Genomic DNA, 25,693 nt, shown 5'->3' on the forward strand with positions numbered 1-25,693 from the left:
TTGCCATTTCTCATCAACCACTAATAAAATTCCACCCCACAAAAACTTTGAGATAGCCCTATCTTGAGCCATTGATAAATAACCAAAATCCTTTCTCAATGAAGCTCGGAAATCTATTTACACTTTTACTCTTATGTCTCTGTGTTGCTTCGGCCACAGCGCAAACCGACCTTTCCTTATTCAAATCCATGGAACCACGTTCTATAGGTCCGGCAGGAATGTCGGGTAGGGTCACTTCAATCGATGTAGTTCGGTCGAATAAAAACATTATTTATGCAGGAACTGCTTCTGGTGGTTTATGGAAATCAACCAGCCAAGGCACCTTATGGGAGCCGATTTTTGATGATCAAGATGTGGCTTCCATCGGAGTGGTGACCATCGATCCATCCAACCCTAGCGTAATTTGGGTAGGTACTGGTGAAGGAAACCCTCGTAACTCTCTCAACTCAGGTTATGGCGTGTACCGGAGTTTAGATGCTGGTCGCACTTGGGAGCACATGGGCTTGGAGAAAACCAGCAATATCCATCGTCTTATTGTTCACCCTAACGACCCCAACACGATTTGGGTAGGCGCAATCGGTTCTCCTTGGGGCGAACACGAAGAACGCGGTGTTTTTAAATCTACCGATGGCGGAAAAACTTGGAAGAAAGTACTTTATGGCGGTCCGGGCGCTGGTATTGCCGATATGGTAATCGACCCGACCAATCCTAATAAAATTGTAGCGGCCATGTGGGAACACAGAAGATGGCCTTATTTCTTTAACTCTGGCGGTCCAGCTTCGGGTATATACATTACCTACGATGGCGGTGAAACCTGGAAAAGAAAGACTGCGGAGCATGGTTTGCCGAAGGGCGATTTAGGTCGAATAGGTTTGGCCATTGCGCCTTCTATGCCCGACAGAATTTATGCTTGGGTAGAGTCAAAAGAAAACGCCATTTATCGCTCAGACGATGGGGGAGAAAGGTGGTACAGAATTTCGAACAAGAATGACAGAGGCATTGGTAGCCGTCCGTTTTACTATGCCGATATCTATGTAGATCCGCAGAACGAAAATAGGGTTTACTCGCTGCATACTCAAGTTACATCTAGTGAAGATGGCGGTAAAAGCTTCCAAAACTTTGTGAACTCAGGCATTATCCATGTCGATCACCATGCTTGGTATATACACCCAGATGATCCGAACTTTTTGGTATTGGGTAACGATGGTGGTTTAGTATTAAGCACCGACCGTGGTGGCCGATGGCAATACTCAGAGAACTTACCAATTGGACAATTCTACCATGTGAATTACGATATGGAATACCCATACAATGTAATGGGCGGAATGCAGGACAATGGCGCATGGTTAGGGCCAAGCCAATTGTTGAAAAACGGAGGAATTAGAAATGGTTATTGGGAAAGAATAGTTGGTGGCGATGGCTTCGATGTGGTGCCAGACCCTACTGATTTCCGCTATGGTTATTCATTGAGTCAGGGCGCTAACATTCAGCGTTACGATAGAGTAACGGGTGAAATGGTAGGTATTAGACCGGAGCACCCTGATGGTGTACAGTTACGCTGGAACTGGAATGCAGGGGTAAATGTGAATCCAATTGATAAAAAGACAGTGTACATAGGAGCACAATTCCTTTTCAAGTCTACCGATAATGGTAGAAATTGGGAAATCATTTCTCCAGATTTGACCACCAACAACCCAGAAAAGCAAAGGCAAATTGATACAGGAGGCTTGAATTATGACAATACGGGCGCAGAAATGCATACTACGATTACTGTAATTGAGCCGAGTCCATTGAAGCAAGGCGTGATTTGGGTAGGTACTGATGACGGTAACGTTCAGTTGACACAAGATGGCGGTGGAAAATGGGAGAACAGCGCAGGAAAGTTCGAAGGTTTGCCAGATGCTACTTGGGTGCAGCAAATCAAGCCAAGTACTTACGATGCCGCTACAGCCGTGGTGGTGTTTGACGACCACAGAAGAAACAACTGGGAGCCTTATGTTTACCAAACGACCAATTATGGAAAGTCATGGAAGCGTATTGTGAAGAAGGACGCTGTATTCGGTTTTGCCCTTTCCTTTGTGCAAGACCCAATTGAGCCGAACTTGATGTTTTTGGGCACTGAAGGCGGACTTTACGTGAGTATGGATGGTTCTGCTACTTGGGCCAAATGGACGCACGGTTACCCAACCGTACCTACTATGGATCTTCAAATTCACCCGAGAGAGCACGATTTGATTATCGGTACTTTTGGTAGAGCACTTTGGATTTTGGACGATATCCGTCCGCTTCGCGAAGCGACTAGAATGGGTATAAAAAAGCTGATGGTGGAAAACCTTCACGTTTTCCCTATTCCTGATGCGACCAATGCCATTATTGGTCAGTACATGGGGTATAGAAGTACAGGGGATGGGCTTTTCATGGGCGAAAACAAGCCGTTCAGTGCAGGAATAAGCTACTATACTAAAGAGGCAGGTCGTGTGAAAGTTGAAATTTCTGATGCGCAAGGCAAAGTGGCAAGAACTCTTTATGAGTCAGCAGACAAAGGTTTAAACCGTATGTACTGGGGTTTTGAAGGAGACGGTGTTCGTCAGCCGGGTTCTGGCGCGAGCAGAGAAGGCGCTGCGCCACCGCGTGGTTATGATGTGTTGCCGGGCACTTATACCGTTAAAATGACTAAAGGGAATGCTTCAAGCAGCCAAACGATTAAGGTCATGAAAGATCCTCGTTCACCAGAATGGGACATGAACGAGATTGAGGCCAAGCAGCAGTTTATTCAAGAGTACAATGATTTCTTAGCGCCTGTTACCGAAGCAATTGATCGTTTGCAAACCGCTACGAAAAGCGTTGGTTTGATAGATGGTTTTGCTGATGACAATGCAGCTTTGAAAGCGAAGAATGCTGAAATCAAGAAAAAGCTAACCGCTTTGAATCGATTGATTTATGCTGAAAGCACGCAAGGTTCACGAAATGACAAGAGCGTTCTCTCAAGTTATTTAGGAACTATTAGAGGTAAAATGGGTGGAAGTTATGATCCAGTAACGCAGGGCATGCGCTTTGCTTTGGCCAACGCAGAAAAGAAAGCCAACGAGGTAATTGGAGAGATTAATACTTTCTTTAAAACCGATTGGCCAGCTTATAAAGCTTATGTAGATGGGCTGAAGCTAGAGTTACTACCAGGCTTTTAAGCTTAAAAGTACCTTAAGAATGAAAAACCCAAAGCATTGCTGCTTTGGGTTTTTATGATCTTATATGTTTTTTAAAACTGTACGATTGACAAGTTGCTCCTGAGCCTACCATACTTCTTTAAGTTTATAAAATAAAAAGAATGTAACTATCAATATAAGGTCAAGTGCTACTTTTGGTCATAACATCGTATGAAAAAACCCGAAGCAATTAATGCAGCGGGCTCTCTATCAACTTAAAAAACAAACTCTATTATTTTCCACCTCCGCCTCTTCTTCCTTGGGTTGGAGGATTTTCTTTTTTCCATGTTTCATATGCAGTCCATTGAGTTGCACTGAAAATTTTCTTCAACTCTTTATCTTGATCTTCTTGCATTTTGGTCATGGCTGCTGTTATAGCCTCACGATCCATTGAACCACTGCTTCTCAATTCAGTCATTTTAGCTGTACGCTTTTCATTTGAAGCAATCAGTAAATCATAAACTTTGGTATGCTGTTCATCGGACAAACCGAATTTTTCTTGCCAAGTATCGGCCATAGTTTTGGCTTGTACTTTGGGGTCAGGTCTTTGGCCACCTTGACCACCACCACGTTGAGCGAATGCTGTTGCTGCTACAGCAAAGAATATCGCCACAATTAATAGAGTTCTTTTTCTCATTTTGATTCGTTTCAGCATTGGACATGCCTGAGATGTAATGGTTTAACGAGGGAGAAATGATTTATATCAAGGGTGAGAACTGGATATAAAGCACTAATATTTTATTTAAAACCAACCTCAGTATCCTTGATGTTCCGTTCATAGAGCATATGCATAACCCCATCCTTCAGTCCAACATCAGGAACCAGAATCTTTCGACATTTGGCGGATCTCATTACGTGCATATAAATATGAGAAGCAGGAATAATTACATCAGCCCTGTCGTGATTAAGCTGCAGTTTAAAAATACGTTCTTCTAGAGTAAAGCCTTCAACATAGGTTTGAACATCTTGCACATCTTTTAAAGTGAGGCTTCGATCTATTTTACGTTTATTAGCAAGATCATGTACCTTATTAATGTTGCCACCAGTGCCTATAGCGGTAATTACTTTATACTTACCTGTGATGTATTGACGAATCCAGTTATCAATATTGTCAAGAATATCGGTAGACTCAATTTGCTCTATGCTTCTGACAGAACCTATTTTGAAAGACTTTGAAGCTAATTTCTTTCCATTTGAAATAAGGTTGAGTTCTGTGCTGCCCCCACCTACGTCAATGTGGAGGTAATTCTGTGGGTCTAGCTTTTTGAGTACTACTCGATTGATCAACTCAGCTTCAGTTTCACCACTAATAATTTTGATTTTAAGCCCAAACAGTTGGTTTACCTTTTCTGCTATTTTATACCCATTTTCAGCTTCTCGCATAGCCGAGGTAGCGCAGGCGTAATAGTCATCTACTTCATAAAGGTCGAGTAGTAGCTTAAAAGAATGCATTAATCTCAAGAACTTATCTTCTTTTTCGCTGCCAATTTTTTTGAGTTTAAAAACATCCTCACCCAAACGAAGAGGGAAACGGATGTACTCTAGTCTTTTAAAAATATGTTGACCTTCATAACTCAACACGTTGGTTACCTGAAACCTAATGGCATTTGATCCAATATCGATTGCGGCTAATCTGATGTTACTCATAGACAAGCGTTAAATTAGATAATATTCTTGTTAGAAGGGGCATAGAGTAAATTTTTGTGCAAATTAGAAACATAAGATTTTCTTGAAATAATAAGGCCAACTATCTTCGGTTTAATCTTTATTTACTTTCTTTGCATCACTTATCAAGAAAGACTGAGGGACTAGGCCCTGTGATGTCTTAGCAACCTGTAAAAGCTGGTGCTAACTCCTAGCCTCGAATATATTCGAGGAAAAGATGAGCTTGCAAAACTCACCCTGCCTTTCTTGATAAGCATTCTAAATGCGAAATATGTCAAGAAATATTAAAGAAATACTCAAAGAACGAATTTTGGTTTTAGATGGTGCAATGGGCACCATGATTCAAAGACATCCTTTGGAGGAAGAAGATTTTAAAGGAGAAAGGTTTAAGGATCACCCACATTCCTTAAAAGGAAATAATGACCTGCTTTCTATTACTCGCCCCGAAATTATTAAAGATATCCACCGTCAGTATTTTTTGGCAGGAGCAGATATTGTAGAAACGAACACTTTTAGTGGAACCACTATTGCCCAAGCTGATTATCATTTGGAAGATGCCGTGTATGAAATCAACTTTGAATCGGCAAAAATTGCCAAAGAAGTTGCAGATGAAATAACTGCGCAAGAACCGCATAAACCTCGTTTTGTTGCTGGCTCAATTGGCCCTACCAACAGAACGGCCTCTTTATCACCTGATGTAAACGACCCAGGCTTTAGAGCAATTACTTTTGACGAACTGGTTCAAGCCTATAAAGAACAAGTAATTGCACTTATCGATGGCGGTGTAGATTTGCTTTTGGTAGAAACCGTTTTTGATACCTTAAATGCCAAAGCTGCACTTTTTGCCATTGAAGAAGTTTCAGAAGAAAAAGGAAAGGAATGGCCAATCATGGTTTCAGGAACGATTACCGATGCCAGTGGAAGAACACTCTCGGGTCAAACTACTCAAGCTTTCCTTATTTCAGTGTCACATATGCCTTTGCTTTCTATAGGTCTCAATTGTGCTTTAGGAGCAAAGCAACTTCGTCCTTATTTAGAAACCTTATCCGAAAAGGCTGATTTTTTTACCAGTGCTCATCCAAATGCTGGCCTTCCCAATGAATTTGGACAATACGATGAAACCCCAGAAGAAATGGCCGAGCAAATAGAAGACTTTCTTTCAAACAACTTTTTGAATATTGTTGGTGGTTGTTGCGGAACTACACCAGACCATATCAGAGCTATTGCTGATGTGGCTGCTAAGTACGAGCCACGTAGCCTAGAGCGTCAAATAATTCAAGATTAAATTAAAATCAGAAGACTTTTTTATTGAATAGGAATGAGGAACGATAACAGCACACTTCAACTTTCAGGTCTAGAGCCACTTATAGTAACTCCTGAATCTAATTTTGTTAATGTAGGGGAACGAACCAACGTAACGGGGTCGAAGCGTTTTGCTAGGCTAATATTAGAAGAGAAATTTGATGATGCGTTGGAGGTAGCCCGAGATCAAGTAGATGGAGGTGCCCAAATTCTGGATGTCAATATGGACGAAGGAATGCTTGATGGTAAAGAGGCCATGGTCAAGTTTTTGAACCTAATTGCATCTGAGCCAGATATTTCTCGAATCCCAATCATGATTGATTCTTCAAAATGGGAAATTATTGAAGCTGGATTGAAGTGTGTTCAAGGGAAGTGTGTTGTGAATTCAATTTCTTTAAAAGAAGGAGAGGAGCAATTCATTGCACACGCTAAGAAAATTAAGCGTTATGGAGCGGCAGTTATCGTTATGGCTTTTGATGAAGAAGGCCAGGCTGATTCTTACGAAAGAAGAATAGAGATATGTAAACGTTCATATGATATTCTAGTCGATGTTGTCAAGTTTCCTAAAAACGACATCATTTTCGATCCCAATATTTTTCCAGTAGCTACTGGAATTGAAGAACACAACAATAACGCAGTAGACTTTTTTAGAGCTACAGAATGGATTAGGACTAATCTGCCAGGAGCCCATGTGAGTGGTGGAGTGAGTAACGTATCTTTTTCATTCAGAGGCAATAATCCAGTAAGAGAAGCAATGCATTCAGCATTTCTTTATCATGCTATTCAAAAAGGAATGGACATGGGAATTGTAAACCCGACCATGCTAGAGATTTATGACGACATTCCGAAGGATTTATTGGAAAGGGTAGAAGATGTGCTTTTAAACCGCAGGCCAGACTCTACCGAGCGCTTGCTCGATTTTGCTGAAACCGTAAAGGGCGAAGGGAAGAAACAAGTAAAGGATGATGCATGGAGAAAAGAATCAGTTGAAAAGCGTCTAGAGCATGCTTTAGTCAAAGGAATTATAGAGTTTATAGATGAAGATACAGAAGAAACTCGCCAGAAATATGTGAGTCCTCTAAAAGTTATCGAAGGGCCCTTAATGGATGGGATGAATGTAGTCGGTGATCTTTTTGGCTCAGGGAAAATGTTTCTGCCACAAGTAGTAAAGAGTGCCCGAGTAATGAAAAAAGCTGTGGCTTATCTTTTACCTTATTTGGAAAAAGAAAAGGAAGAAAAAAGACAAGCGATACTAAATAGCCCCAACCCTTCCTTCCCCTCGGGGGAAGGTGATACATCTTCTTTTCAAACTGCAGACCCTAAGACTTATGCCAAATTGAAGGAGTTTGTAAAAGAGCTGCGAAAAAATGAAACTGAAGCCGAAAGAATCTTATGGGCGAATTTACGAGGAGATCAAATTGATGGTCATAACTTCAGAAGACAGCATATAATAGGGCAATACATCGCAGATTTTGTATGTCTAGAACAGAAGTTGGTTATCGAAATTGATGGTTCTATTCATCAATTGCCTGAGGTGAAAGATAATGATACTTATAGAACCGAATGGTTAGAAGCCCAAGGTTATAAAGTCGTTAGGCTCACCAACCGTCAGGTTATTTCTGACCTTAAACAAACACTAACTACTATTACTGATGTAGTCAATCAACGTGTTGCAGAAACATCTCCCACTTTGGGGGAGACCGAGAGGGGGCAAAATAATCAACCGGAATCTGGTCGAAAAATCCTTATGGCCACAGTAAAGGGAGATGTTCATGACATTGGGAAAAATATTGTAGGAGTGGTTTTGGCATGCAACAATTACGAAATCATCGATATGGGCGTAATGGTACCAGCTGAAAAGATTCTGGACAAGGCCATTGAGGAAAATGTAGATGTGATTGGTTTAAGTGGCTTAATTACACCTTCGTTAGATGAAATGGTGCATGTGGCTAAAGAAATGGAAAGAAGAAAAATGACACTTCCTTTAATGGTAGGTGGAGCAACTACTTCTCGAATCCATACAGCAGTGAAAATTGATCCTGTTTATTCTGGCCCAGTCATCCATGTTTTAGATGCTTCCAAAAGTGTGCCTGTAGCCGGAGAACTGATAAGCGGAGAACGAAAAACAGAGTACAATGCTGAAATTAAGAGAGAGTATGCCAAACTAAGAGAAGAGCATGCCAATCGTAAAGAAATCAAGCATTACATTCCTTATGAAAGGGCTTTAGGAAATAGACTGAAAGTAAACTGGGAAGAAAAGGAATACGTGATCCCGACTTTTATAGGCAATAAGGTGTTCAAAAACTTCGACCTAAATATAATTAGAGAATACATCGACTGGACTCCTTTCTTCCAAACTTGGATGCTAAAAGGTAAGTATCCACGAATTTTCGAAAACGAGACCATTGGTAAAGAAGCTAAAAAGCTGTTTGATGATGCTCAAAAAGTACTCGATGAAGTAATCGAGGGAAACCTGTTACAGGCCAATGGGGTAGTGGGGCTTTACCCAGCAAATAGTGTTGGTGATGATATCGAAGTATACACCGATGAAACTCGTTCCGAAGTAAAAACTGTATTCCATAGCCTAAGACAGCAAGGTAAAAAAGGCACGGGCATTCCCAATTTGTCATTGGCCGATTTTGTTGCACCAAAAGCTTCAGGTAAAGTCGATTATATTGGTGGTTTTGCGGTAACGGGTGGGCTAGGTATAGAGCCTTTAATTGAAAAATACGAAAAGGATCATGATGATTACAACTCCATTATGATAAAAGCCATTGCCGACCGATTGGCTGAAGCCTTTGCTGAAGCCATGCACGCGATAGTTAGGAAGGAACTTTGGGGTTACTCCAAGGATGAAACTTTAGACAATGAATCTTTAATAAAAGAAAGTTACCAAGGAATTAGGCCAGCACCAGGTTATCCTGCTTGCCCAGACCATACCGAAAAGCCAATACTCTTTGACTTACTGAACGCTCAGGAAGATACTGGAATTATTCTCACAGAATCAATGGCAATGTATCCAGCTTCTTCTGTAAGCGGCCTTTACTTTATGCACGAAGAAGCGAAGTATTTTGGCTTAGGTAAAATTGAAAAAGACCAAGTAACCGACTACGCCAAACGAAAAGGAATGACTTTGGAAGAAACGGAGAAATGGCTAGCTCCAAACTTAGCATATGATATTTAGACCTGATTCTCTGATTTACTGATAACTGATCTACGAAAGAATGAAAGTAACCCAACATATAAAAAGAGCCAAAGGCAAAACGCTCTTTAGCTTCGAAATTCTCCCACCAAGAAAAGGAGAAAATGTAAATGGTATTTTTGATGCAATTGATCCTTTAATGGAGTTCAATCCACCGTTTATTGATGTTACTTATCATCGAGAAGAATACATATATAAACAACACGACAATGGATTGCTTGAAAAAGTAACCACTCGTAAACGTCCGGGAACTGTAGGGATTTGTGCGGCCATAATGAACAAATATGGAGTAGACGCTGTACCCCATATTATCTGTGGAGGATTTAGTAGAGAAGAAACAGAAAACGCACTTATCGATCTTGATTTCTTAGGGATTGATAATGTATTGGTTTTGCGTGGAGATGCCATAAAATCAGAAGGAAGGTTCGTGCCAGACCCAGACGGACATTCGTATGCCACTGAGTTAATGCAGCAAGTGTTGGACTTAAATCAAGGAAAGTATCTTCACGAAGAAGTAGAAATGGCTAAGACCAATTTTTCTATGGGAGTGGCTGGTTATCCTGAAAAACACTTTGAAGCACCCAGCTTAAAAAGCGACATGAAGTACCTGAAACAAAAAGTAGATATGGGGGCTGAGTATATCGTAACCCAAATGTTCTTTGATAATCAAAAGTATTTCGACTTTGTAGAGAAGTGTAGAAAAGCAGATATCAATGTGCCAATTATTCCGGGTTTAAAGCCACTGACTACCCTCAATCATAGTACTATTTTGCCGAGCATTTTCCATGTTGATTTGCCAGATGACTTGGTGGACGAGCTTGATAAATGCAAGGATAATAAAGCAGCAAAAGAAGTGGGGATTGAATGGTGTGTTCAGCAGTCTAAAGAATTAATGGAAGCAAAAGTACCTTGCTTACATTACTATACTATGAGTAAGTCTCAAGTAGTAAAACAGATTGCAGAAAAGCTATTCTGATAAACCGACTTTAAGTTGGTTCAATTTGAAGGCACTCATATACTTGGTTGATACCTTCTTGGGTGTCAGAAAGAACCACTAGAGTGTCTTCAGCAAAAATTTCTGTAGCCCCACTTGGTGTAATAAACTTGTTATCGCGGTTAATCATTGCAATAAGTGCCGTTTTGGGGAAATGAAGATCAACGATCTTTTTGTTTACAGCAATACCATTTTCTGGCATTTTAATTTCTACCATAATTGCCTTGGCTGTTTCTGAAAGAAGATCGTCCAAGGGCGACTTCGGTTTAGAATCTTCTGGCAAAGCTACGTTAAGCCATTTTGCTATTACAGACAGGGTGGTGCCTTGAATAAGTACCGAAGACAGTGAAATAAAGAATACGATATTGAAAATCATATTGGCCTTTTCTATTCCTGCAATTAATGGGTAAGTAGCAAAAACGATAGGAACAGCACCTCTAAGCCCTACCCAAGAAATATAAAAACGCCTTCTCATCTTCATTTTAAAAGGAGTAAGGCTTAAGAATACACTGATTGGCCTCGCTATAAAAATCTGGAAAAGTGAAATGAGCAAACCAATGCCTAATATTGGAAGTATTTCAGTGGGGTAAACTAATAAACCAAGCGTAAGGAAGAGCACAATTTGCATAAGCCAAGCCAAACCATCAAACATTTTGAGAATGGTTTTTTTATGGATTAAGTCCTGATTTCCCAGATAAACAGCGCATAAATAAACAGCCAAAAAACCATTTCCACCTAGCGCATCGGTACCGGAAAAAGTGATGAACATTAATGAAATTACCAATACAGGGTAAAGCCCTTCAAACCCAAGTTTGATTTTGTTAATTACATACTTACTGGCCATTCCGAAGAGCAATCCAGCAATGCCTCCAATAATCATTTGTTTCAGAAACAATGGAATAATAGAGAATAAACTCTGGTCTGGATTCATCACTAGAGCCAAGAAAGCAATGGTCAACACATAAGCCATTGGGTCATTACTGCCACTCTCCAGTTCTAGGGTAGGTCTTAGGTTATTTCTAAGAGCAAGGTTTTTCCCTCTTAAAATGGAAAAAACAGCTGCTGCATCGGTGGAAGATATAATTGCACCAAGTAAAAGGCCTTCGTAAATAGTAAAGTCAGTAATGGCCCAAACGAATGTGCCCATGCTTACTGCTGTAAGCAAAACACCAAGAGTTGAAAGTGAAATCCCTTGCCATAATACGGGTTTAATGGAAGACCAATTGGTATCGAGCCCTCCAGAGAAGAGAATGAAGTTAAGCGAAACCACTCCAATAAACTGCGCCACTGAGGGGTTATCGAAATAGATTCCTCCAATACCATCAGAGCCAGCCAACATGCCTATAGCCAAGAACAATACTAAGGTGGGTACACCAAAACGATAAGAGGTTTTACCCGCAATAATGCTGATGAACAGCAATAGCGAGCCAATCAACATAATGTTCTCTATGGTTAAACTCAACTAGTAGTGGTTTAATTCTGAAAATGGTTTTGAAACAGCAAAGATAACTTTTGAGCGTGGTTATTGATTCAATCTTATGAATTCCTTTTAGAAAAATAGTCTTGTGAGCTTTAAAACCCACAAGACTATTATTAGAAGCTTATGTTAAGCCTGAAGCGCTTGATTAATTTGTTTTTCCCATTTGGCAACCAGTGGCAATTCCGTTGTAATCGAACTACTTTCATCTGCATTATAAAACTCTATATTTTCAACTTTACTTTGAGTGTTTGAAGGTGTTAGAGTTAAATGTAAACGCTCAATTATAGCTACTGGACCATCATTAGTTTTTACCGTCCTCACAGTTTTACTGACACTACATTTTTTAAATGGCTTTAAATCTATAACCCGAATTTCAGGTGTTTCACCCTTCTTTTTAAAGTGAATAAGTTGTTTCGATTGAGTGTCAATACCCAAACAATAGACATAGTTCCATACCTCACTCAGGGTAACTTTTAAGCCCTTTTCTTGAGCTAGCTGAAGAAATTCAGCGAATAATACTTTTTCTTTTCTCTTTTGTATCCCTTGTAAATAAACGATAGGGAGAACAAATACAGCCATGGCAGCTAAGCCAAATAGCGTTGATGATAATTCCATTTTCTTTCTGATTAAATAATGTTGAAGGCTAGAGAATTGTAGGTGTGAATTCTGAAGCCAGATTAAGATGATGTGCTAACCGATTGTTAGCTAGGAAGATAAATGGAGTGCTTTACGAAAAAGTATGAAAAGGGAAGATGATGTCTTTTACCGAAAGACTAAAGTTAATCCGTCTAAATCTCAAGAGATCATTTCGCCAAATGCTTTGCTGACCTAAACTAGAGTTAGAACTTTTAACAGTAGCCCATTGAGGTAAATAGATTTGTTCAGACTCTTGAAAATTGGTTGATGTTTCGCTGACCAACTCACTGTAAGATGGCAAATGAAACAAACTAGAATAAAGAGGAGCAAAATCACTTTTGACCTGATCGGTCTGTTGGTGATTAACTTGGGCTTCAATTAAAGCACTGTGCAAGAGGTTATCCACACCAATGCCATATACCAATAAGGTCAGTGATATTAGAATAGATTTGAACAGGCTTTTCATTGTTGCAATATTAGAGCATAACGGGTTATTTTTAATTAAACCTACCGAATCTTTTTTCGATCTGTAGTCAAAATCAGCTTTGTAAAATATGATAATCTCAATTTTTAATAGATTCTTATTTGTAACCGTAAACGTAAAAATAAGGTTGAAGTCAATAATTAACCTCGTTTTATAGGCTCATAATTTATCTTTTCCCTATTATTAGGCCATGAATGTATACAACCTTGTCATAGCGCTGTCTTGTGTGATCATTTTTTCGCACTTATTTAATATACTTTCGAAGCGTACAAACATTCCAAGTGTTATCCTTTTGATCCTTTTAGGTATTGGGATAAAGTATGGGCTAGATGCTTATGGCATTAATCAAGACAAACTGATTTTTAGCACTTTAGAGCTTTTAGGGATTGTAGGGCTTATTATGATTGTATTGGAGGCCGCGTTAGACCTAGAGTTGAGTAAGGAAAAATGGCCCATTATATGGAAATCATTTGCGGTGGCCTTAATTTCATTGGGAGGCTGTGCATTTCTTATTTCTGTAATCATTAATCACTTTTATCAAGAAACCCCGCTCATTTCTTTGGTGTATGCCATTCCGCTTTCCGTTGTAAGTAGCGCCATTGTTATTCCCAGTGTAAGCAGTTTGGTGAAAGACAAAAAGGAATTTATGATATACGAGAGTACATTTTCTGATATTCTCGGGATAATGTTTTTCTACTTTCTAACAGGAAATGCCGAAACGGAACAGGCAGGCGAAGTAGTGTACGGAATTATAGGCAACATCATTATAACTATCATTATCTCATTCGTTTTCAGCTATGGTTTAGTGGTGTTGTTTCAGCGAATAGAAGGAGAGGTAAAGCTCTTTTTATTGATTGCTATGTTGATTTTGATTTATGCCATTGGTAAGCAAATGCACCTTTCTTCTTTGGTAATTATACTTACGTTCGGTTTAGTGATTAATAATAGTCAACTCTTTTTTGTTGGCAAGCTTAAAAAGTGGGTCAAACATGATGTTATAGATAAAATTCTGGATGAACTTCATTTGGTTACTCGAGAAACAGCATTTGTAGTACGTACTTTCTTCTTTGTTGTGTTCGGAACCACAATTAATCTTAATGCTTTGGTTAATCTAGAAGTATTGGGTGTTAGCTTAATGATTGTAGCTTCATTCTTTGTGATCCGATTTATTGTATTGAAGGCGTTTTTCTGGAAGAAATCTATTTTACCAGAACTTATGATTACCCCAAGAGGCTTAATTACGGTACTCTTGTTTTTCTCAATTCCGGTAGAACTTCAGTCCGAATTATTTAACGGAGATATTATTTTGATTACCATTCTTTCTACAAGTATCATTATGACTTGGGGTTTGGTTAGTTTTAGCAAGAACACCGATAAACTTCCTGAAAACCTTAAAGGAGCACGCAAAATCTCATATTTTATTGAGCGTATGGAGCCAGACTTACGAACTACAGAGCCAATAAAAACGCAGGCCAATCCGTCTATTGTTCCGAAGAAGGTTGAACCTAGGGTTGACCCAAAAGTAGAGCCGAAGGATTCGCCTATAGATAATAGCGAAGAGTTTGACGAGGAGTGAATAGGTGAAGGAACCTAATAAGGATCAACATCAGTAATAAACTCTACTTGCGAGAAGCTCTTTTTACGAAGGGCTTCTAAGTAGGCAGCTTTAATCTTTTCCTTAACCGAATTGATATTGTATTTGCGTTCAATTTTGAGGTAAATTTCCATCAGGTATTTATCTCGTATTTTATTAATAATGGGCTCATGCGGTCCTAAAACACGGTATGTTCCTAAGTCTTCTTTCAGAATATTCCCTAAAAATTCGGCAGCATCTTTAGAGAGTTTTTTATCCTTACTTCTCACCAAAATTTTAATCATTCTAGAAAAAGGCGGATAGTTGAACTTCTCCCTTTCCTGCATTTCTAAATCGAAGAAAGTACTGTAATTCTGTTGCGAAATCAACTTTAGAATCGGCTGTTCTGGGTCACTTGTTTGAATAATTACTTTTCCAGCAATGTCTTTTCTACCTGCTCTTCCACTTACTTGGGTGGTCAATTGGTAAGTACGCTCCATCGATCTGAAATCCGGGAAATGGATCATTCGATCAATATCGAAAACACTCACTAAGCTTACGCGATCAAAATCAAGGCCTTTGCTTACCATTTGCGTACCCACCAGAATGTCTATTTTACCATCCTCAAAATCTTTAATAATGTTATGGTAGGCGTATTTAACACGTGTGGTTTCTAAATCCATGCGCTGGATTTTTGCTTCAGGGAAAATCAGTTTGAGGTCTTCCTCAATCTTTTCGGTTCCAAAACCTACCGTTCTAATGCGCTGGCTACCGCAAGCAGGGCAGGTGACGGGGACAGGCTCTTTATGTCCGCAATAATGGCAGTTGAGCTGGTTTTTATACTGATGATAAGTAAGGCTTACTGCGCATCTTGGGCATTCGGGAGTATAACCGCAGTCATCGCAGGTAATGAAGTTTGAATAGCCTCTGCGGTTCTGAAACACAATGGCTTGCTCTTTCTTCTCCAGTATTCCGCCCAAAGCTTCAATAAGTACAGAAGAGAAGTTTCCAGTGGCTGTTTTACGTTTCTTTTCAGTTCTAATGTCAGCGAAAACCATTTGAGGCAATTGTGCATCGCCATAACGGCTGTTGATGGTCACCAATCCATATTTGCCTATTCTGGCATTGTAGAAAGACTCCACGGAAGGGGTGGCAGAACCTAAAATAGTTTTACCTCCGTGTTTATGGGCTAGAAAAAGCGCGACATCACGGGCATGATAACGAGGAGCGGGCTCATATTGCTTGTATGAGTTTTCATGCTCTTCGTCCACAATGATTAATCCTAAATCGGTAAAGGGTAAGAAAATGGCGCTTCTTACACCTACAATGAAATCGAAACGGCCATCCAATAAGCCCATCCAAACTTCCACACGCTCATTGTCAGAGAATTTGGAATGATAAACCCCCATTCGATCACCAAAAACCACTTTTAGGCGGTTTACAATCTGAGCGGTTAAAGCGATTTCGGGAAGTAGATAAAGTACCTGCAAGCCATTGTCTAGAGCTTCTTGTATAAGGGTAATATAGATTTCTGTCTTTCCGCTGCCCGTAATTCCATGGAGTAAGGCAGTTGATTTCTCTTCAAAAATATCGAGAATTTCCTGCTTGGCTTTTTCTTGAACCTCGGAAAGGGGAGAAGCTTCAAAAACTTCGGTGTTCTCTTCAAAACGAGAAATAATCTCTTCGAATTCCTCAAATATTTTGTTTTTGATTAGGGTGTTTAGTGATGAAACGGAGAGTCCAGCTTCATTAAATGTGCTTTTAGGAATACCGCCTTCATTCCGTTCAGGCTTCTGATACACAGGCACCATTTGAAGATACTTGAGTAGAATGTCACTTTGCTTTGGTCTTTTCTCAAGTTCAGCAAAAAGTGATTGAAGTGTTTTTTCATCTGTAGCGTAACTTGCCGCCAGACGTATTTTCTTTACAATTTTAGGTTTATACTTCTCTCTTACTTCCTCATAAATAATGATGACTTCTTTCTGAATGAGGGATTTAATAAACCTAAGCGCACTTTTTTGATCAATTACCTCTGCTGCTTCTTTGTAGGTAAGTGAGTCTTTGTTCTCTAGTGCCTTCAAGATCAGCAGCTCTCGGTCATCGAAAGGGTATTCACTATCGTTCCAATCGTTGTGTGGGTGCAACTGAATACGCGATTCACTGCTCAGTTTAAGGCCAGAAGGTAAAGCGGCATTAATTACTTCGCCAAAGGTGCACATGTAATAATCCGACATCCATTTCATTACCTCCATTTGCATGCGGGTAATGATGGGCTCTGTATCCAACACTTCTAAAATGGGCTTGGTAGCATAGATATCAGGTCGATTCCCGTGCACTTTCTCAACAATGCCTGTAACGATTCGCTTTTTCCCGAACTGAACGATTACCCTCGTCCGCTCTTTTATATTCCCACGATATTCCGCAGGAATACTATAAGTGTAAAGCATGGGCACAGGGACTGATAAAGCCACATCGGCAAAAAGCACCTGCTCATTTGCATCGTCAATATTGAGTTGTTCTATCGTCAAATCGTTATGGAAACACCTTGGTTTTGAACCTTTGGCAAGGTTAGAAATAATCCTCGTCTGCCAAAACTATTTTCTATCCTGAATTAGATTTATTGCTTCACTTGCTGAATTTACCGGCAGTTGACAGGCTTTATTGAAACAAACGTAAAAAGTGGTTTGATCATTAAGTCTGCCTCGGTTCGCCAATAGTGCAAGTTTACTCGTGCCTTCGTTTTCTGCACCAACCAACACCTTATTCGGCATAAATTGATCAAAGAAACTAAAGGCCTGTGTTTGAATATCACTCCCCACCATAACGATTTCAGCAGTGGGTGTTACCATTTGGGTAGCCAAACAGGCCCAATTGGTTAAATATTGAGGTTCTACCATGACCATTTTCTTCACCCTACCGAGCATTTCGATTGCCATGTCGGTATAGGTTTGATTACTGGTGATGGTACCTAAAGTATATAGATTTTGGGCCATCAATGAATTTGACCCTGGAATGACGTTGTCGAAAATCTCTTTCTTTCGTGCAATCAGTTTTTCAGATTCATCATTGGTGAAGAAGAAAAAGCGCTCTTCTTCATCGTAAAAATGTGCGATGGTGTATTCTGTCAATTGGACAGCTTCGTTGAGCCATTTCTCATCAAAGGTGACTTGATAGAGTGCGTTAAAAGCCTGAGTTACCGCTGCATAATCTTCCAAATAGGCGTCAATACTGGCTTTTCCTGCTTTATAATTTCGGAATAGCCCTTTTCCGTTTTTCATTTTGGCGCAAATGAACTCTGCATTTTTAATGGCCATTTGAAGAAACTCTGGTGTTTGAAAGCTTGCGTAGGCATCTACCAAACCCTTGAGCATAAGTCCATTCCAGCCAGAAAGTATTTTATCGTCTAAACCAGGACGCACCTTGTTTTCTCTTTGCTTGAGCAGTTTTAGGTTAGCTGCTTTTACTAAGCCTTGAAGTTCTTCTAAGGAAAGGTGATGAGCCTTTGCAAATTCTGAGTCGGTTAGGTTTCTATGTGGAATGTTCTTTTGAGGCTCCCAATTTCCTTTTTCAGTGAGGTTGTAGTAGGCAAACATCAGTTCGGCATCGGGGCCAAGTACCTCACGAAATTCTGCCGCTGTCCAGCAGTAGAATTTCCCTTCTTCTCCTTCGCTGTCCGCATCTAAAGCTGAATAGAATCCGCCTTCTTCGGTAGTCATTTCTCTTTGAAGCCATTCAATGGTTTGAAAAACGATTTCTTTATAAAGTGGGTCTTTTGTGGCCTGAAAGGCTTCAGAATATAGACTTACAAGCTGCCCATTGTCGTAAAGCATTTTTTCAAAATGGGGAGCAAACCAATCAGCATCGGTAGAGTAGCGGGTAAAGCCACCTCCAATTTGATCATAGAGCCCTCCGAAAGCCATTTTGTTGAGCGTAAGCTTTACATGAGCCAAAGCGGCCTCGTTTTTATTCGCTTCAAATTCGCGAAGCAAAAAGGAATAAATGACAGGCATTGGGAATTTAGGAGCTTTGTTCATGCCTCCCTTTTCCTTGTCAAAATTCTGACTGAGAATCTTAAACATTTGGCTCAAATCCGCTTTGCTGAAATCCGCACCGATAGAATTCAAGCCATACTTTTGAATATCACTCACGCTGAGCGAATTCATAAAACCTTCAGCCGATTTTTCTAATTCGGCACGTTGTTCTTTAAATACTTTGGCGATTTGAAGCAGCAAGTTAGCCCAGCCTTGTGCTGGAAAATATGTCCCTCCATAAAATGGGCGTTGGTCGGGTAGGAGAATGGCGTTTAGCGGCCAACCTCCTTGCAAACCCATGGCATGCACGGCATCCATATACACTTGATCCACATCCGGACGCTCTTCTCTGTCCACTTTAATGCAAACGAAATGCGCGTTCATGATTTCTGCAATTTTCTCGTTCTCAAAGCTTTCTCTTTCCATCACATGACACCAATGGCAAGCCGAATAGCCAATACTCACGATAATCGGTTTGTCTTCTTTCTTCGCCTTTTCTAAAGCTTCTTCACCCCAAGGAAACCAGTCTACAGGATTATAGGCATGCTGTAAAAGATAAGGGGAGGAAGAATTGATCAGTCGATTGGCTTGATGGGGCATAAGTATTCGATTTTTGATGTTGGAAGAACGAACCATGAGCCGTTCTGCTTACGAAGATCGCATAGAATTTAGAGCCTAAAAAGTTTTAAGGCTTCTATTCGAAATGAATTTGGATTGGGTGAAATGAAAGTGCTTATATTTCCCTCATCATTGGCCTTGTAAGGCAAGTAGGACCACCACCGCCCTTATAGCTTATTTCATCGCCTTGATAGGTCGTTACCCTGCAACCCGCTGCTTTCAACTGTTCTTCGGTGGAAGGATTTCCGTCCACCATTAAGCAGTTTCTGGGCGAAATGGCCAATACATTACAACCCATAGAATCAAACTCGTCTTCGGGCACTTCTATAAACTCAAAACCTCTTCTGATTAATTCATTTCTAAAGGAAATAGGCATTAACGGAGAGTAAATCACAGCCAAATCTTTATCCACAGGGCTAAGAATAGACATAAGATGGAATACATCGGAGGGGCCTTTGTAATGTGGTAAATCTACGATAAGCACCTCAATTCCTTTGGGTTCCAAAAGCGCTTTGAGTTGCCTGATTCCTTCTGGGTTGGTGCGGTAAGTATTTCCAACCGCCAAAGTTTTTTCATCGAGCCAAGCCACATCACCGCCTTCCAAGGTACCAGGTCCTTCAATTTGCCCGAAAATCTTTATGCCAGCCGCCTCATAAGCTTCTCTGTGCGACATGGGTTCATTGACTCTGCCGGCTTTACCCATATTGCAGAGAATCATTCCGTAGTCAGTAGCGATCGAAGCATCTCTACAGTATATGGAATCTATTTTCACATAATCATTCGAACCGAAAGTCTTTAAGTTCGGACCAAGGAAATAGAAATTCGCTTTGAAACTATCGTATTCCTGAAGTGCTTTTGGGTAGCTGGGGCATTCCAGAAAGTTCAAATCTATCCATTGGCTGTCAATCATTTGCTGATCTACAAAACCATGTTTTACAGGCTTGATCCAAAGGGATTTAATTGTTCCGTATTCCGAATGAGAGGTATGCATTTTAGATTTTTCGTTTACTCCAAATATAGACTGGAATTCCCAATAAAAGACCAATAAAACCAACTGAAACAGCCTCATGACCAGAGCCAAACATCATCCAAATGGAAAAGCCGAAGCCTATTAGGCTAAGGATGAAATTGGTGAGTTTTGGCTTGAAACCGTATTTCCGCTCAATGGAAAATAAGCCAAATGCCGATACGCTAAAGATATAAGATACCAGTGTGGCGACAGTGCTTAACAATATCATATAAGTATAAACATCGGCCAAGCCTTTGGTTTGATTGAGCAATAATAAAATGGTGACAATTACGCTTGATACAATGATGCTAAAGTAAGGCGACTCATTTTTATTGATTTTGGCGAAGGGCTTGGGTAGAATTCCATCATTGGCCATTGCCAGGGGCATTTGCCCGGAAATTAGAATCCAGCCATTTAAGGCTCCAAAAGTTGAAATACAAGCACCTGCGGCTACAATGTATTCCGCATTCGCGCCCCACATTTTAGAGGCGGCATCTGAAAAAGGAGAAACGGTATTGGCCATTTCAGCTGGAGGTAACACGCTAAACAAAGCAAAAGAACTGGCCATATAAAGAATGGAAACCGCTATTGTTCCATACATGGTGGCTTTCGGAATCGTTTTTTCAGGTGACTTAATATTTCCTGCTGGTATTGTGGCGGCTTCAATACCTAAAAAAGCGAAGAGGCATATGGCCGTACTAATGGTAATGGCCTGAATAGATGAAACTTCGCTCACATTAAAAGGGCTGAAATTGCTCCAGTCAATAAAGAAAAAGCCTCCGACAGTAATCGCTAATAAGGGAACAATTTTCAGCAGCGTAGTTATCAACTGGGTTTTACCGCCTCCTTTAACACTATAACTGTTTAGCGCTGTCAGTAGCCAAATGGTGATTAAAGCGGTAATTAAGGAGAGAAGTGAATTGTCTTTTAAGATTGGAATAAATACGCTCAAATAGCTTACAAAGGAGATGGCAATGGCAGCGTTTGTTGCCCAAAGTGATAACCAATAGCCCCAGCCTACAAAGAAACCAATGAAGTCTCCAAAGCCCGCTCGGCTATAGGCATATGGGCCGCCAGTATCTGGTATTACCTTACTTAACTGACCTAGAATTTTAGCCAAAATAAAAGCACCCAAGGCAGCGAAGACCCAGCCGAAAAGGCTGATGCCTCCAAATTGAGCCAATGCAACAGGTAATGAGAATATGCCCGAACCAATCATGCTGCCAACAACGAGTGCGGTGGTAGTCCAAACGCCTAATTTTTTACTGGAGTTTTTGCTGTTGCTCATAGCTGAAAAAATCGAATTAGAATACCTATTTTAGCATGTATTCCATTTGAAATATATTGATAAAAGCTGAGCATGCCTAACTACTCCATTCATCCAGAAATTGAAAAAGCACATACGCTTCCTTCTAGTTTTTATCGTGACATTCAAGTATTTGAGGAATTAAAGGAGAAGGTTTTTTTAAAATCTTGGCAATGGATTGGAGACGAGTCTTTGGTGAAGTTACCGAAGCAAGTTTATCCATTCACACTATTAGAGGGCTACCTAACAGAGCCCGTTTTATTAACCAGAACCGAGGATGAAGAGATTCATTGTCTGACCAATGTTTGTACGCATCGGGGAAATATTGTTTGTCATCACCCCGGTTCGGAGCGAAAGTTAGTCTGTAAATACCATGGTCGAAGGTTTGGCTTGGATGGGGCTTTTGAACACATGCCTGAGTTTAAAGAAGCTGAGAACTTTCCTTGCGCCTCTGACAGTCTGCATCAATTTCCACTGAAGCAGTTAGGGCCTTTACTGTTTATGGGACTCGATCCCAGTTTCGATTTTGAACCTATGTTGGAAGGAATGCTAGAACGCATTGGCTTTATGCCCTTGCATGAGTTTAGGCATGATTCGCAGCGTTCGCAAGACTACTTAGTGAATGCTCATTGGTCTTTGTATTGCGATAATTACCTGGAAGGTTTCCATATTCCTTTTGTGCATAGCGATTTGAATGCTGTTTTGGATTACGGTTCTTACGAAACGGTATTGTATGAGCACATGAACCTTCAAATTGGTTATGCCGATTCAGCCGAAGATACCTTTGATCTACCGGAAAGCCATATGGATTACGGTAAGAATGTGGCCGCCTATTATTTCTGGGTATTCCCGAATATGATGTTCAATTTCTATCCTTGGGGGCTTTCCATCAATGTTGTCAAACCAATTTCTGTAAACCGAACTCGCGTAAGCTTTATTACTTATGTGTATGACGAAAGCAAAATGGACAGTGGTGCTGGTGCTTTATTGGATAAGGTAGAACGCGAAGATGAGTTTGTGGTAGAAGGTGTTCAGAAGGGGATTAACTCTCGATTTTATAAGTCAGGAAGGTATTCACCTAAAATGGAAAAAGGAGTCCACCACTTTCACAGCCTATTGTGTAAATTCTTGGAGGGTTAAGTCTCCTATAAATTTCAGTTCTGCGTTTCGAACCCTAAACCCTAAACCCTAAACCCTAAACACCCTTTTCAATTAGTTCTTTCAGTTTTTTCTCAATCACCTCTCGGTTTTTAGCAGAAAGCATCCATTTGGGCAATCTATTTTCCAAACTTCGGTTGCTCCAGCCATGCTCATTGGGCTGACGCTCTCTCACTTTGTTCGAAATGAAATTGAGTAAGTAGTCGAGGTGTTCTAGGTTGTAGCCAAAAAGTACTTCCCCTTTAACTTCTGTTGTATACCATAAGGGATACTTGAAGTAACAATCAATTGGGCTGCCCATAAGAATTCCTCCAGAGAAAAATTGACTGCTTCCTGTTTGAAATACGTTCGCTTTACCCACCCAATATTTTGTAGAACCACAGCTTATGCATGTAAATCTGGTTTCTGCTCGGTTTTCTGGGTTTGAAGTCACAACTGCTTTGGCTTTGCAACTGGGGCATTCTACATCAATTCGATTGATGAACTGCTCTATATAGGTAAATTCTGGTTTCATTTTTTAAAGAACATATTGCCGCCATTACTATAAACAGGAAAATTGGGAGGAACCACCATAATATTATTATAGCGCATATGGCGAAACTCTTCATAAGGATTGTCAAGCTGACTCATGATTTCATTGGCCAAATGGGGGAGAGAAAAGAAAACAAATTCCCCAATGCCAAAAACAACCCAATCGTTAATTTCATGACGCATACGTTGGCAAGGCAAAGTATCCGATTTAGACATCTCAGCAAACTCTTTATGTGTATCTTCTGTCCATTCGTAATAAGTCAGCAGTTCACTAGAGGTCTTATTCAAATAGGGTGCGATTATGCTTTCCCAATGCCTTAATTTCTTGATATTTGGAATTTCCTCTTTCAAGAATAAAGCAACTGCATGCACCAAACTCTCAATCACCAAAGCAGGATGCTCACCACTTCCGCCACCAATAACCAACTGATTGGTAGTACAGACAAAATCTCCGTCAATATCTTCTAAAGGATGATAAACAGAGATTATCCCTAAATACCCAACCAGTTCGTGTTTGAAAGAGTCAATATGGCTCATGCTAAAATTTTGATTTGAAAGTGCTGAAAACTTCCCGAATAACAAAAAGGAATCTGGTTCTAAATACCAGTTGCTAAATACTAATTTCTAAGCCCTTGTTAAAAAATGTTATTCACCAGCTATCTCAGGGTAGTTTAAAGCTTAACCCTTATCTTCGAAGCGAAATATTTTCTATTTCATACGTTGAAAGAAAAGGAAACGCAATACTAGCTTTGAAAACGACTTTATATACCATTCTTCTTGTTCTTTTTTGCAATCAGGTAATGCTGTTGGGGCAATCCCAAAGCCATATTAAAATGGACAGTATAAGCTCCAGTTTTGATGAACAAAACCCTGTGCTTACTCCCGATGGCAAGCGTATGTATTTTGTGCGCTCTGGCCACCCTCGCAATGAAGGAGGCGTAATTGACCGTGGTGATATTTGGTATTCAGATAAAACCGAAACAGGTTGGTCTGTAGCCAAACATGGTGGGCCAACTATTAATCATACAGGACTGAATGGGATTGTCGGTTTTTCAGCAGATGGAGAACGAATCTATCTATTGAACTATAAAGACTCAGCTGGGAATTTACACAAAGGAATTGCTATGGCGGAATGGGTAAGAGACCATTGGTCGGTGCCACAACCAGTAGATATTCGCTACTTTGAAAATTTTTCAGAGTATATCAGCGGTTCAATTTCGCCAGATGAAAAGGTTATGATCTTGTCTTATAAAAGCTATGATACTTTCGGGAATGAAGACCTATACGTCACTTTTAAAGAAAGCAATGGCAGTTGGACTCCTCCAGAGAATTTAGGAGTAGATGTGAATACCCTAGGTGAAGAATGGGCGCCCTATTTAGCACCAGATTTAAAGACTTTGTACTTCTCTTCAAATGGCTTTGGTGGTCAAGGGGGACGCGATATTTTTGTTAGTCAACGCAAAGATAATACGTGGAGAGACTGGACAGAGCCTGTTAACTTAGGGTCAGAAGTGAATACAGCGGGAGTAGAGTTGGGGTATGCAATTCCGAAATTAGGTGAACTGGCCTATTTTTCTTCTACCCAAAACAGCGAAGGCTTTGGAGACATCTTTGGCTTTCCGCTGAACAAAACGGAAAAGGTGTTGCAAGAAATTGTATCGGAGACGGAAACGCCTATTTCTCAACCAACCATACCAAAAGAGCCCGTAAAGCCCGTTGTAGTAATGACCATGCAGGTACTGGATATTCGTAATGATCAACCAATAAACGGTATGGTAAAGCTCAATTTTGGAGAAAAGGAAGTTGAAGTGAATACTGCCGATTTAGATTCCCCAGACAAGAAATTTTTAGTAACCATTGAAGAAGGCATTGAAGTGAATGTTGAGATAGAGGCCGAGGGTTTTCTGAAATACAAAGAGACTTTTATGGCTTCTGCTACGCCATCGCAAGGTGTTGTTGAAGCCAAAGGTGTTGAAGGTTTTAGACTTACACCAAGGGAAGTAGGTACAAAAATCCAGATCCCGAATGTGCTTTTCAATGAAGGAACTTCTTCTTTTGCCGATGCGAAAACTACCGCTACTCAACTAGCCGTTTTGATTGAGTTGATGAAGAACAACCCAGATTTAGAAATTCGTTTAGAAGGCCATACCGATAACCGGGGGAATCCTAAATTGCTCAAAGAGCTTTCATTAGATCGTGTAAATGCGGTTAAAGATTACCTTGTAGAAAAAGGAATCTCTGGAAAACGCATAGAAACTGTAGGTTATGGTGGCGAAAAACCAGTAGGCCAGAACTCAATAGACTCTGGCCGCGAAAAAAACCGCAGGGTAGAGTTTGTTATTATTAAGTAAGCTTATTAGCTGAATCAGTTTCACCTATCAGCTCTGCCCAGAAGTGCTACTTAGACTGCTTCGTTACAGACCATTGTTATCACATGGTTTGCGCCTCGCAATGAACTGTGTTAAAAGTCAATGTTAATTTCTGTTTAGAACAAAATTATA

General features: G+C 40.3%; 18 protein-coding genes and 1 riboswitch. Of the genes, 7 read left to right on the forward strand and 11 right to left on the reverse strand.

Annotated elements, in window-relative coordinates:
- Window positions 1–98 precede the first annotated feature (98 nt).
- Window positions 99–3,185: a hypothetical protein gene (locus tag AAC026_RS16275; RefSeq protein ID WP_339700227.1), complete on the forward strand. Its 3,087-nt coding sequence runs from the start codon at window positions 99–101 to the stop codon at window positions 3,183–3,185.
- A 250-nt stretch (window positions 3,186–3,435) separates the two neighbouring features.
- On the opposite strand, the gene AAC026_RS16280 is transcribed toward AAC026_RS16275, so the two are convergent.
- Entirely contained in the window at window positions 3,436–3,840 is a 405-nt protein-coding gene (locus AAC026_RS16280) for a hypothetical protein (protein ID WP_339700230.1), read from the reverse strand.
- Window positions 3,841–3,941: 101 nt separating this feature from the next.
- A complete protein-coding gene (locus AAC026_RS16285; RefSeq protein WP_339700233.1) occupies window positions 3,942–4,850 on the reverse strand; it encodes a phosphatase in 909 nt (302 codons plus the stop codon).
- Between the two features lie 137 nt (window positions 4,851–4,987).
- Window positions 4,988–5,092, forward strand: a riboswitch (SAM riboswitch).
- 47 nt (window positions 5,093–5,139) lie between these two features.
- Between AAC026_RS16285 and AAC026_RS16290 the strand changes: the two genes are divergently transcribed.
- Genes AAC026_RS16290 through metF form a run of 3 tightly spaced genes read left to right on the forward strand, consistent with a single transcriptional unit; the run spans window position 5,140 to window position 10,348 of the window.
- Window positions 5,140–6,153, forward strand: a complete 1,014-nt coding sequence (locus AAC026_RS16290; protein ID WP_339700236.1) for a homocysteine S-methyltransferase family protein — start codon at window positions 5,140–5,142, stop codon at window positions 6,151–6,153.
- A 33-nt stretch (window positions 6,154–6,186) separates the two neighbouring features.
- Window positions 6,187–9,354, forward strand: coding sequence for a vitamin B12 dependent-methionine synthase activation domain-containing protein (locus AAC026_RS16295; protein ID WP_339700239.1), 3,168 nt, complete (start codon window positions 6,187–6,189; stop codon window positions 9,352–9,354).
- Between the two features lie 40 nt (window positions 9,355–9,394).
- Window positions 9,395–10,348 (forward strand): methylenetetrahydrofolate reductase [NAD(P)H], encoded by a 954-nt coding sequence (gene metF, locus AAC026_RS16300; RefSeq protein WP_339607145.1) that lies wholly within the window; start codon window positions 9,395–9,397, stop codon window positions 10,346–10,348.
- Between the two features lie 10 nt (window positions 10,349–10,358).
- Here metF and AAC026_RS16305 read toward each other — a convergent pair whose 3' ends face one another.
- From AAC026_RS16305 to AAC026_RS16315, 3 genes are all read right to left on the reverse strand, one after another.
- Window positions 10,359–11,828 (reverse strand): potassium/proton antiporter, encoded by a 1,470-nt coding sequence (locus tag AAC026_RS16305; RefSeq protein ID WP_339700242.1) that lies wholly within the window; start codon window positions 11,826–11,828, stop codon window positions 10,359–10,361.
- Between the two features lie 144 nt (window positions 11,829–11,972).
- Window positions 11,973–12,461: a hypothetical protein gene (locus AAC026_RS16310; RefSeq protein ID WP_339700245.1), complete on the reverse strand. Its 489-nt coding sequence runs from the start codon at window positions 12,459–12,461 to the stop codon at window positions 11,973–11,975.
- 112 nt (window positions 12,462–12,573) lie between these two features.
- The gene (locus AAC026_RS16315; protein WP_339700248.1) at window positions 12,574–12,948 is read right to left on the reverse strand and encodes a hypothetical protein; all 375 of its coding nucleotides are present in this window, start codon (window positions 12,946–12,948) and stop codon (window positions 12,574–12,576) included.
- 208 nt (window positions 12,949–13,156) lie between these two features.
- Between AAC026_RS16315 and AAC026_RS16320 the strand changes: the two genes are divergently transcribed.
- Complete coding sequence (locus tag AAC026_RS16320; protein WP_339700251.1) at window positions 13,157–14,542, forward strand: cation:proton antiporter; 1,386 nt, start codon at window positions 13,157–13,159, stop codon at window positions 14,540–14,542.
- Window positions 14,543–14,556: 14 nt separating this feature from the next.
- On the opposite strand, the gene priA is transcribed toward AAC026_RS16320, so the two are convergent.
- From priA to AAC026_RS16340, 4 genes are all read right to left on the reverse strand, one after another.
- Window positions 14,557–17,067 (reverse strand): primosomal protein N', encoded by a 2,511-nt coding sequence (priA, locus tag AAC026_RS16325; protein WP_339700255.1) that lies wholly within the window; start codon window positions 17,065–17,067, stop codon window positions 14,557–14,559.
- A gap of 66 nt (window positions 17,068–17,133) precedes the next feature.
- Window positions 17,134–19,170 (reverse strand): thioredoxin domain-containing protein, encoded by a 2,037-nt coding sequence (locus AAC026_RS16330; protein ID WP_339700258.1) that lies wholly within the window; start codon window positions 19,168–19,170, stop codon window positions 17,134–17,136.
- Between the two features lie 133 nt (window positions 19,171–19,303).
- Complete coding sequence (locus AAC026_RS16335; protein ID WP_339700261.1) at window positions 19,304–20,179, reverse strand: arginine deiminase family protein; 876 nt, start codon at window positions 20,177–20,179, stop codon at window positions 19,304–19,306.
- A gap of 1 nt (window position 20,180) precedes the next feature.
- On the reverse strand, window positions 20,181–21,485 hold the full coding sequence (locus AAC026_RS16340; RefSeq protein ID WP_339700264.1) for an amino acid permease: 1,305 nt from the start codon (window positions 21,483–21,485) through the stop codon (window positions 20,181–20,183).
- 72 nt (window positions 21,486–21,557) lie between these two features.
- Between AAC026_RS16340 and AAC026_RS16345 the strand changes: the two genes are divergently transcribed.
- Entirely contained in the window at window positions 21,558–22,643 is a 1,086-nt protein-coding gene (locus tag AAC026_RS16345) for an aromatic ring-hydroxylating dioxygenase subunit alpha (RefSeq protein WP_339700267.1), read from the forward strand.
- A 55-nt stretch (window positions 22,644–22,698) separates the two neighbouring features.
- On the opposite strand, the gene AAC026_RS16350 is transcribed toward AAC026_RS16345, so the two are convergent.
- Together AAC026_RS16350 and AAC026_RS16355 are read right to left on the reverse strand one after the other, a co-directional pair.
- On the reverse strand, window positions 22,699–23,175 hold the full coding sequence (locus AAC026_RS16350; RefSeq protein WP_339700270.1) for a hypothetical protein: 477 nt from the start codon (window positions 23,173–23,175) through the stop codon (window positions 22,699–22,701).
- A complete protein-coding gene (locus tag AAC026_RS16355) occupies window positions 23,172–23,729 on the reverse strand; it encodes a hypothetical protein (protein WP_339700273.1) in 558 nt (185 codons plus the stop codon). Before AAC026_RS16355 ends, AAC026_RS16350 begins: the two co-directional genes overlap by 4 nt.
- A gap of 296 nt (window positions 23,730–24,025) precedes the next feature.
- Between AAC026_RS16355 and AAC026_RS16360 the strand changes: the two genes are divergently transcribed.
- Entirely contained in the window at window positions 24,026–25,543 is a 1,518-nt protein-coding gene (locus tag AAC026_RS16360) for an OmpA family protein (RefSeq protein ID WP_339700276.1), read from the forward strand.
- Window positions 25,544–25,693: the final 150 nt, after the last annotated feature.

Origin of the sequence: uncultured Roseivirga sp. (assembly GCF_963973945.1) — a bacterium.
Classification (GTDB): domain Bacteria; phylum Bacteroidota; class Bacteroidia; order Cytophagales; family Cyclobacteriaceae; genus Roseivirga.

Coding starts and splice junctions, on each gene's coding strand:
- AAC026_RS16275 (WP_339700227.1), top strand. CDS start 99: ATGAAGCTCGGAAATCTATTTACACTTTTACTCTTATGTCTCTGTGTT.
- AAC026_RS16280 (WP_339700230.1), bottom strand. CDS start 3,840: ATGAGAAAAAGAACTCTATTAATTGTGGCGATATTCTTTGCTGTAGCA.
- AAC026_RS16285 (WP_339700233.1), bottom strand. CDS start 4,850: ATGAGTAACATCAGATTAGCCGCAATCGATATTGGATCAAATGCCATT.
- AAC026_RS16290 (WP_339700236.1), top strand. CDS start 5,140: ATGTCAAGAAATATTAAAGAAATACTCAAAGAACGAATTTTGGTTTTA.
- AAC026_RS16295 (WP_339700239.1), top strand. CDS start 6,187: ATGAGGAACGATAACAGCACACTTCAACTTTCAGGTCTAGAGCCACTT.
- metF (WP_339607145.1), top strand. CDS start 9,395: ATGAAAGTAACCCAACATATAAAAAGAGCCAAAGGCAAAACGCTCTTT.
- AAC026_RS16310 (WP_339700245.1), bottom strand. CDS start 12,461: ATGGAATTATCATCAACGCTATTTGGCTTAGCTGCCATGGCTGTATTT.
- AAC026_RS16315 (WP_339700248.1), bottom strand. CDS start 12,948: ATGAAAAGCCTGTTCAAATCTATTCTAATATCACTGACCTTATTGGTA.
- AAC026_RS16320 (WP_339700251.1), top strand. CDS start 13,157: ATGAATGTATACAACCTTGTCATAGCGCTGTCTTGTGTGATCATTTTT.
- AAC026_RS16330 (WP_339700258.1), bottom strand. CDS start 19,170: ATGCCCCATCAAGCCAATCGACTGATCAATTCTTCCTCCCCTTATCTT.
- AAC026_RS16335 (WP_339700261.1), bottom strand. CDS start 20,179: ATGCATACCTCTCATTCGGAATACGGAACAATTAAATCCCTTTGGATC.
- AAC026_RS16340 (WP_339700264.1), bottom strand. CDS start 21,485: ATGAGCAACAGCAAAAACTCCAGTAAAAAATTAGGCGTTTGGACTACC.
- AAC026_RS16345 (WP_339700267.1), top strand. CDS start 21,558: ATGCCTAACTACTCCATTCATCCAGAAATTGAAAAAGCACATACGCTT.
- AAC026_RS16350 (WP_339700270.1), bottom strand. CDS start 23,175: ATGAAACCAGAATTTACCTATATAGAGCAGTTCATCAATCGAATTGAT.
- AAC026_RS16355 (WP_339700273.1), bottom strand. CDS start 23,729: ATGAGCCATATTGACTCTTTCAAACACGAACTGGTTGGGTATTTAGGG.
- AAC026_RS16360 (WP_339700276.1), top strand. CDS start 24,026: ATGGACAGTATAAGCTCCAGTTTTGATGAACAAAACCCTGTGCTTACT.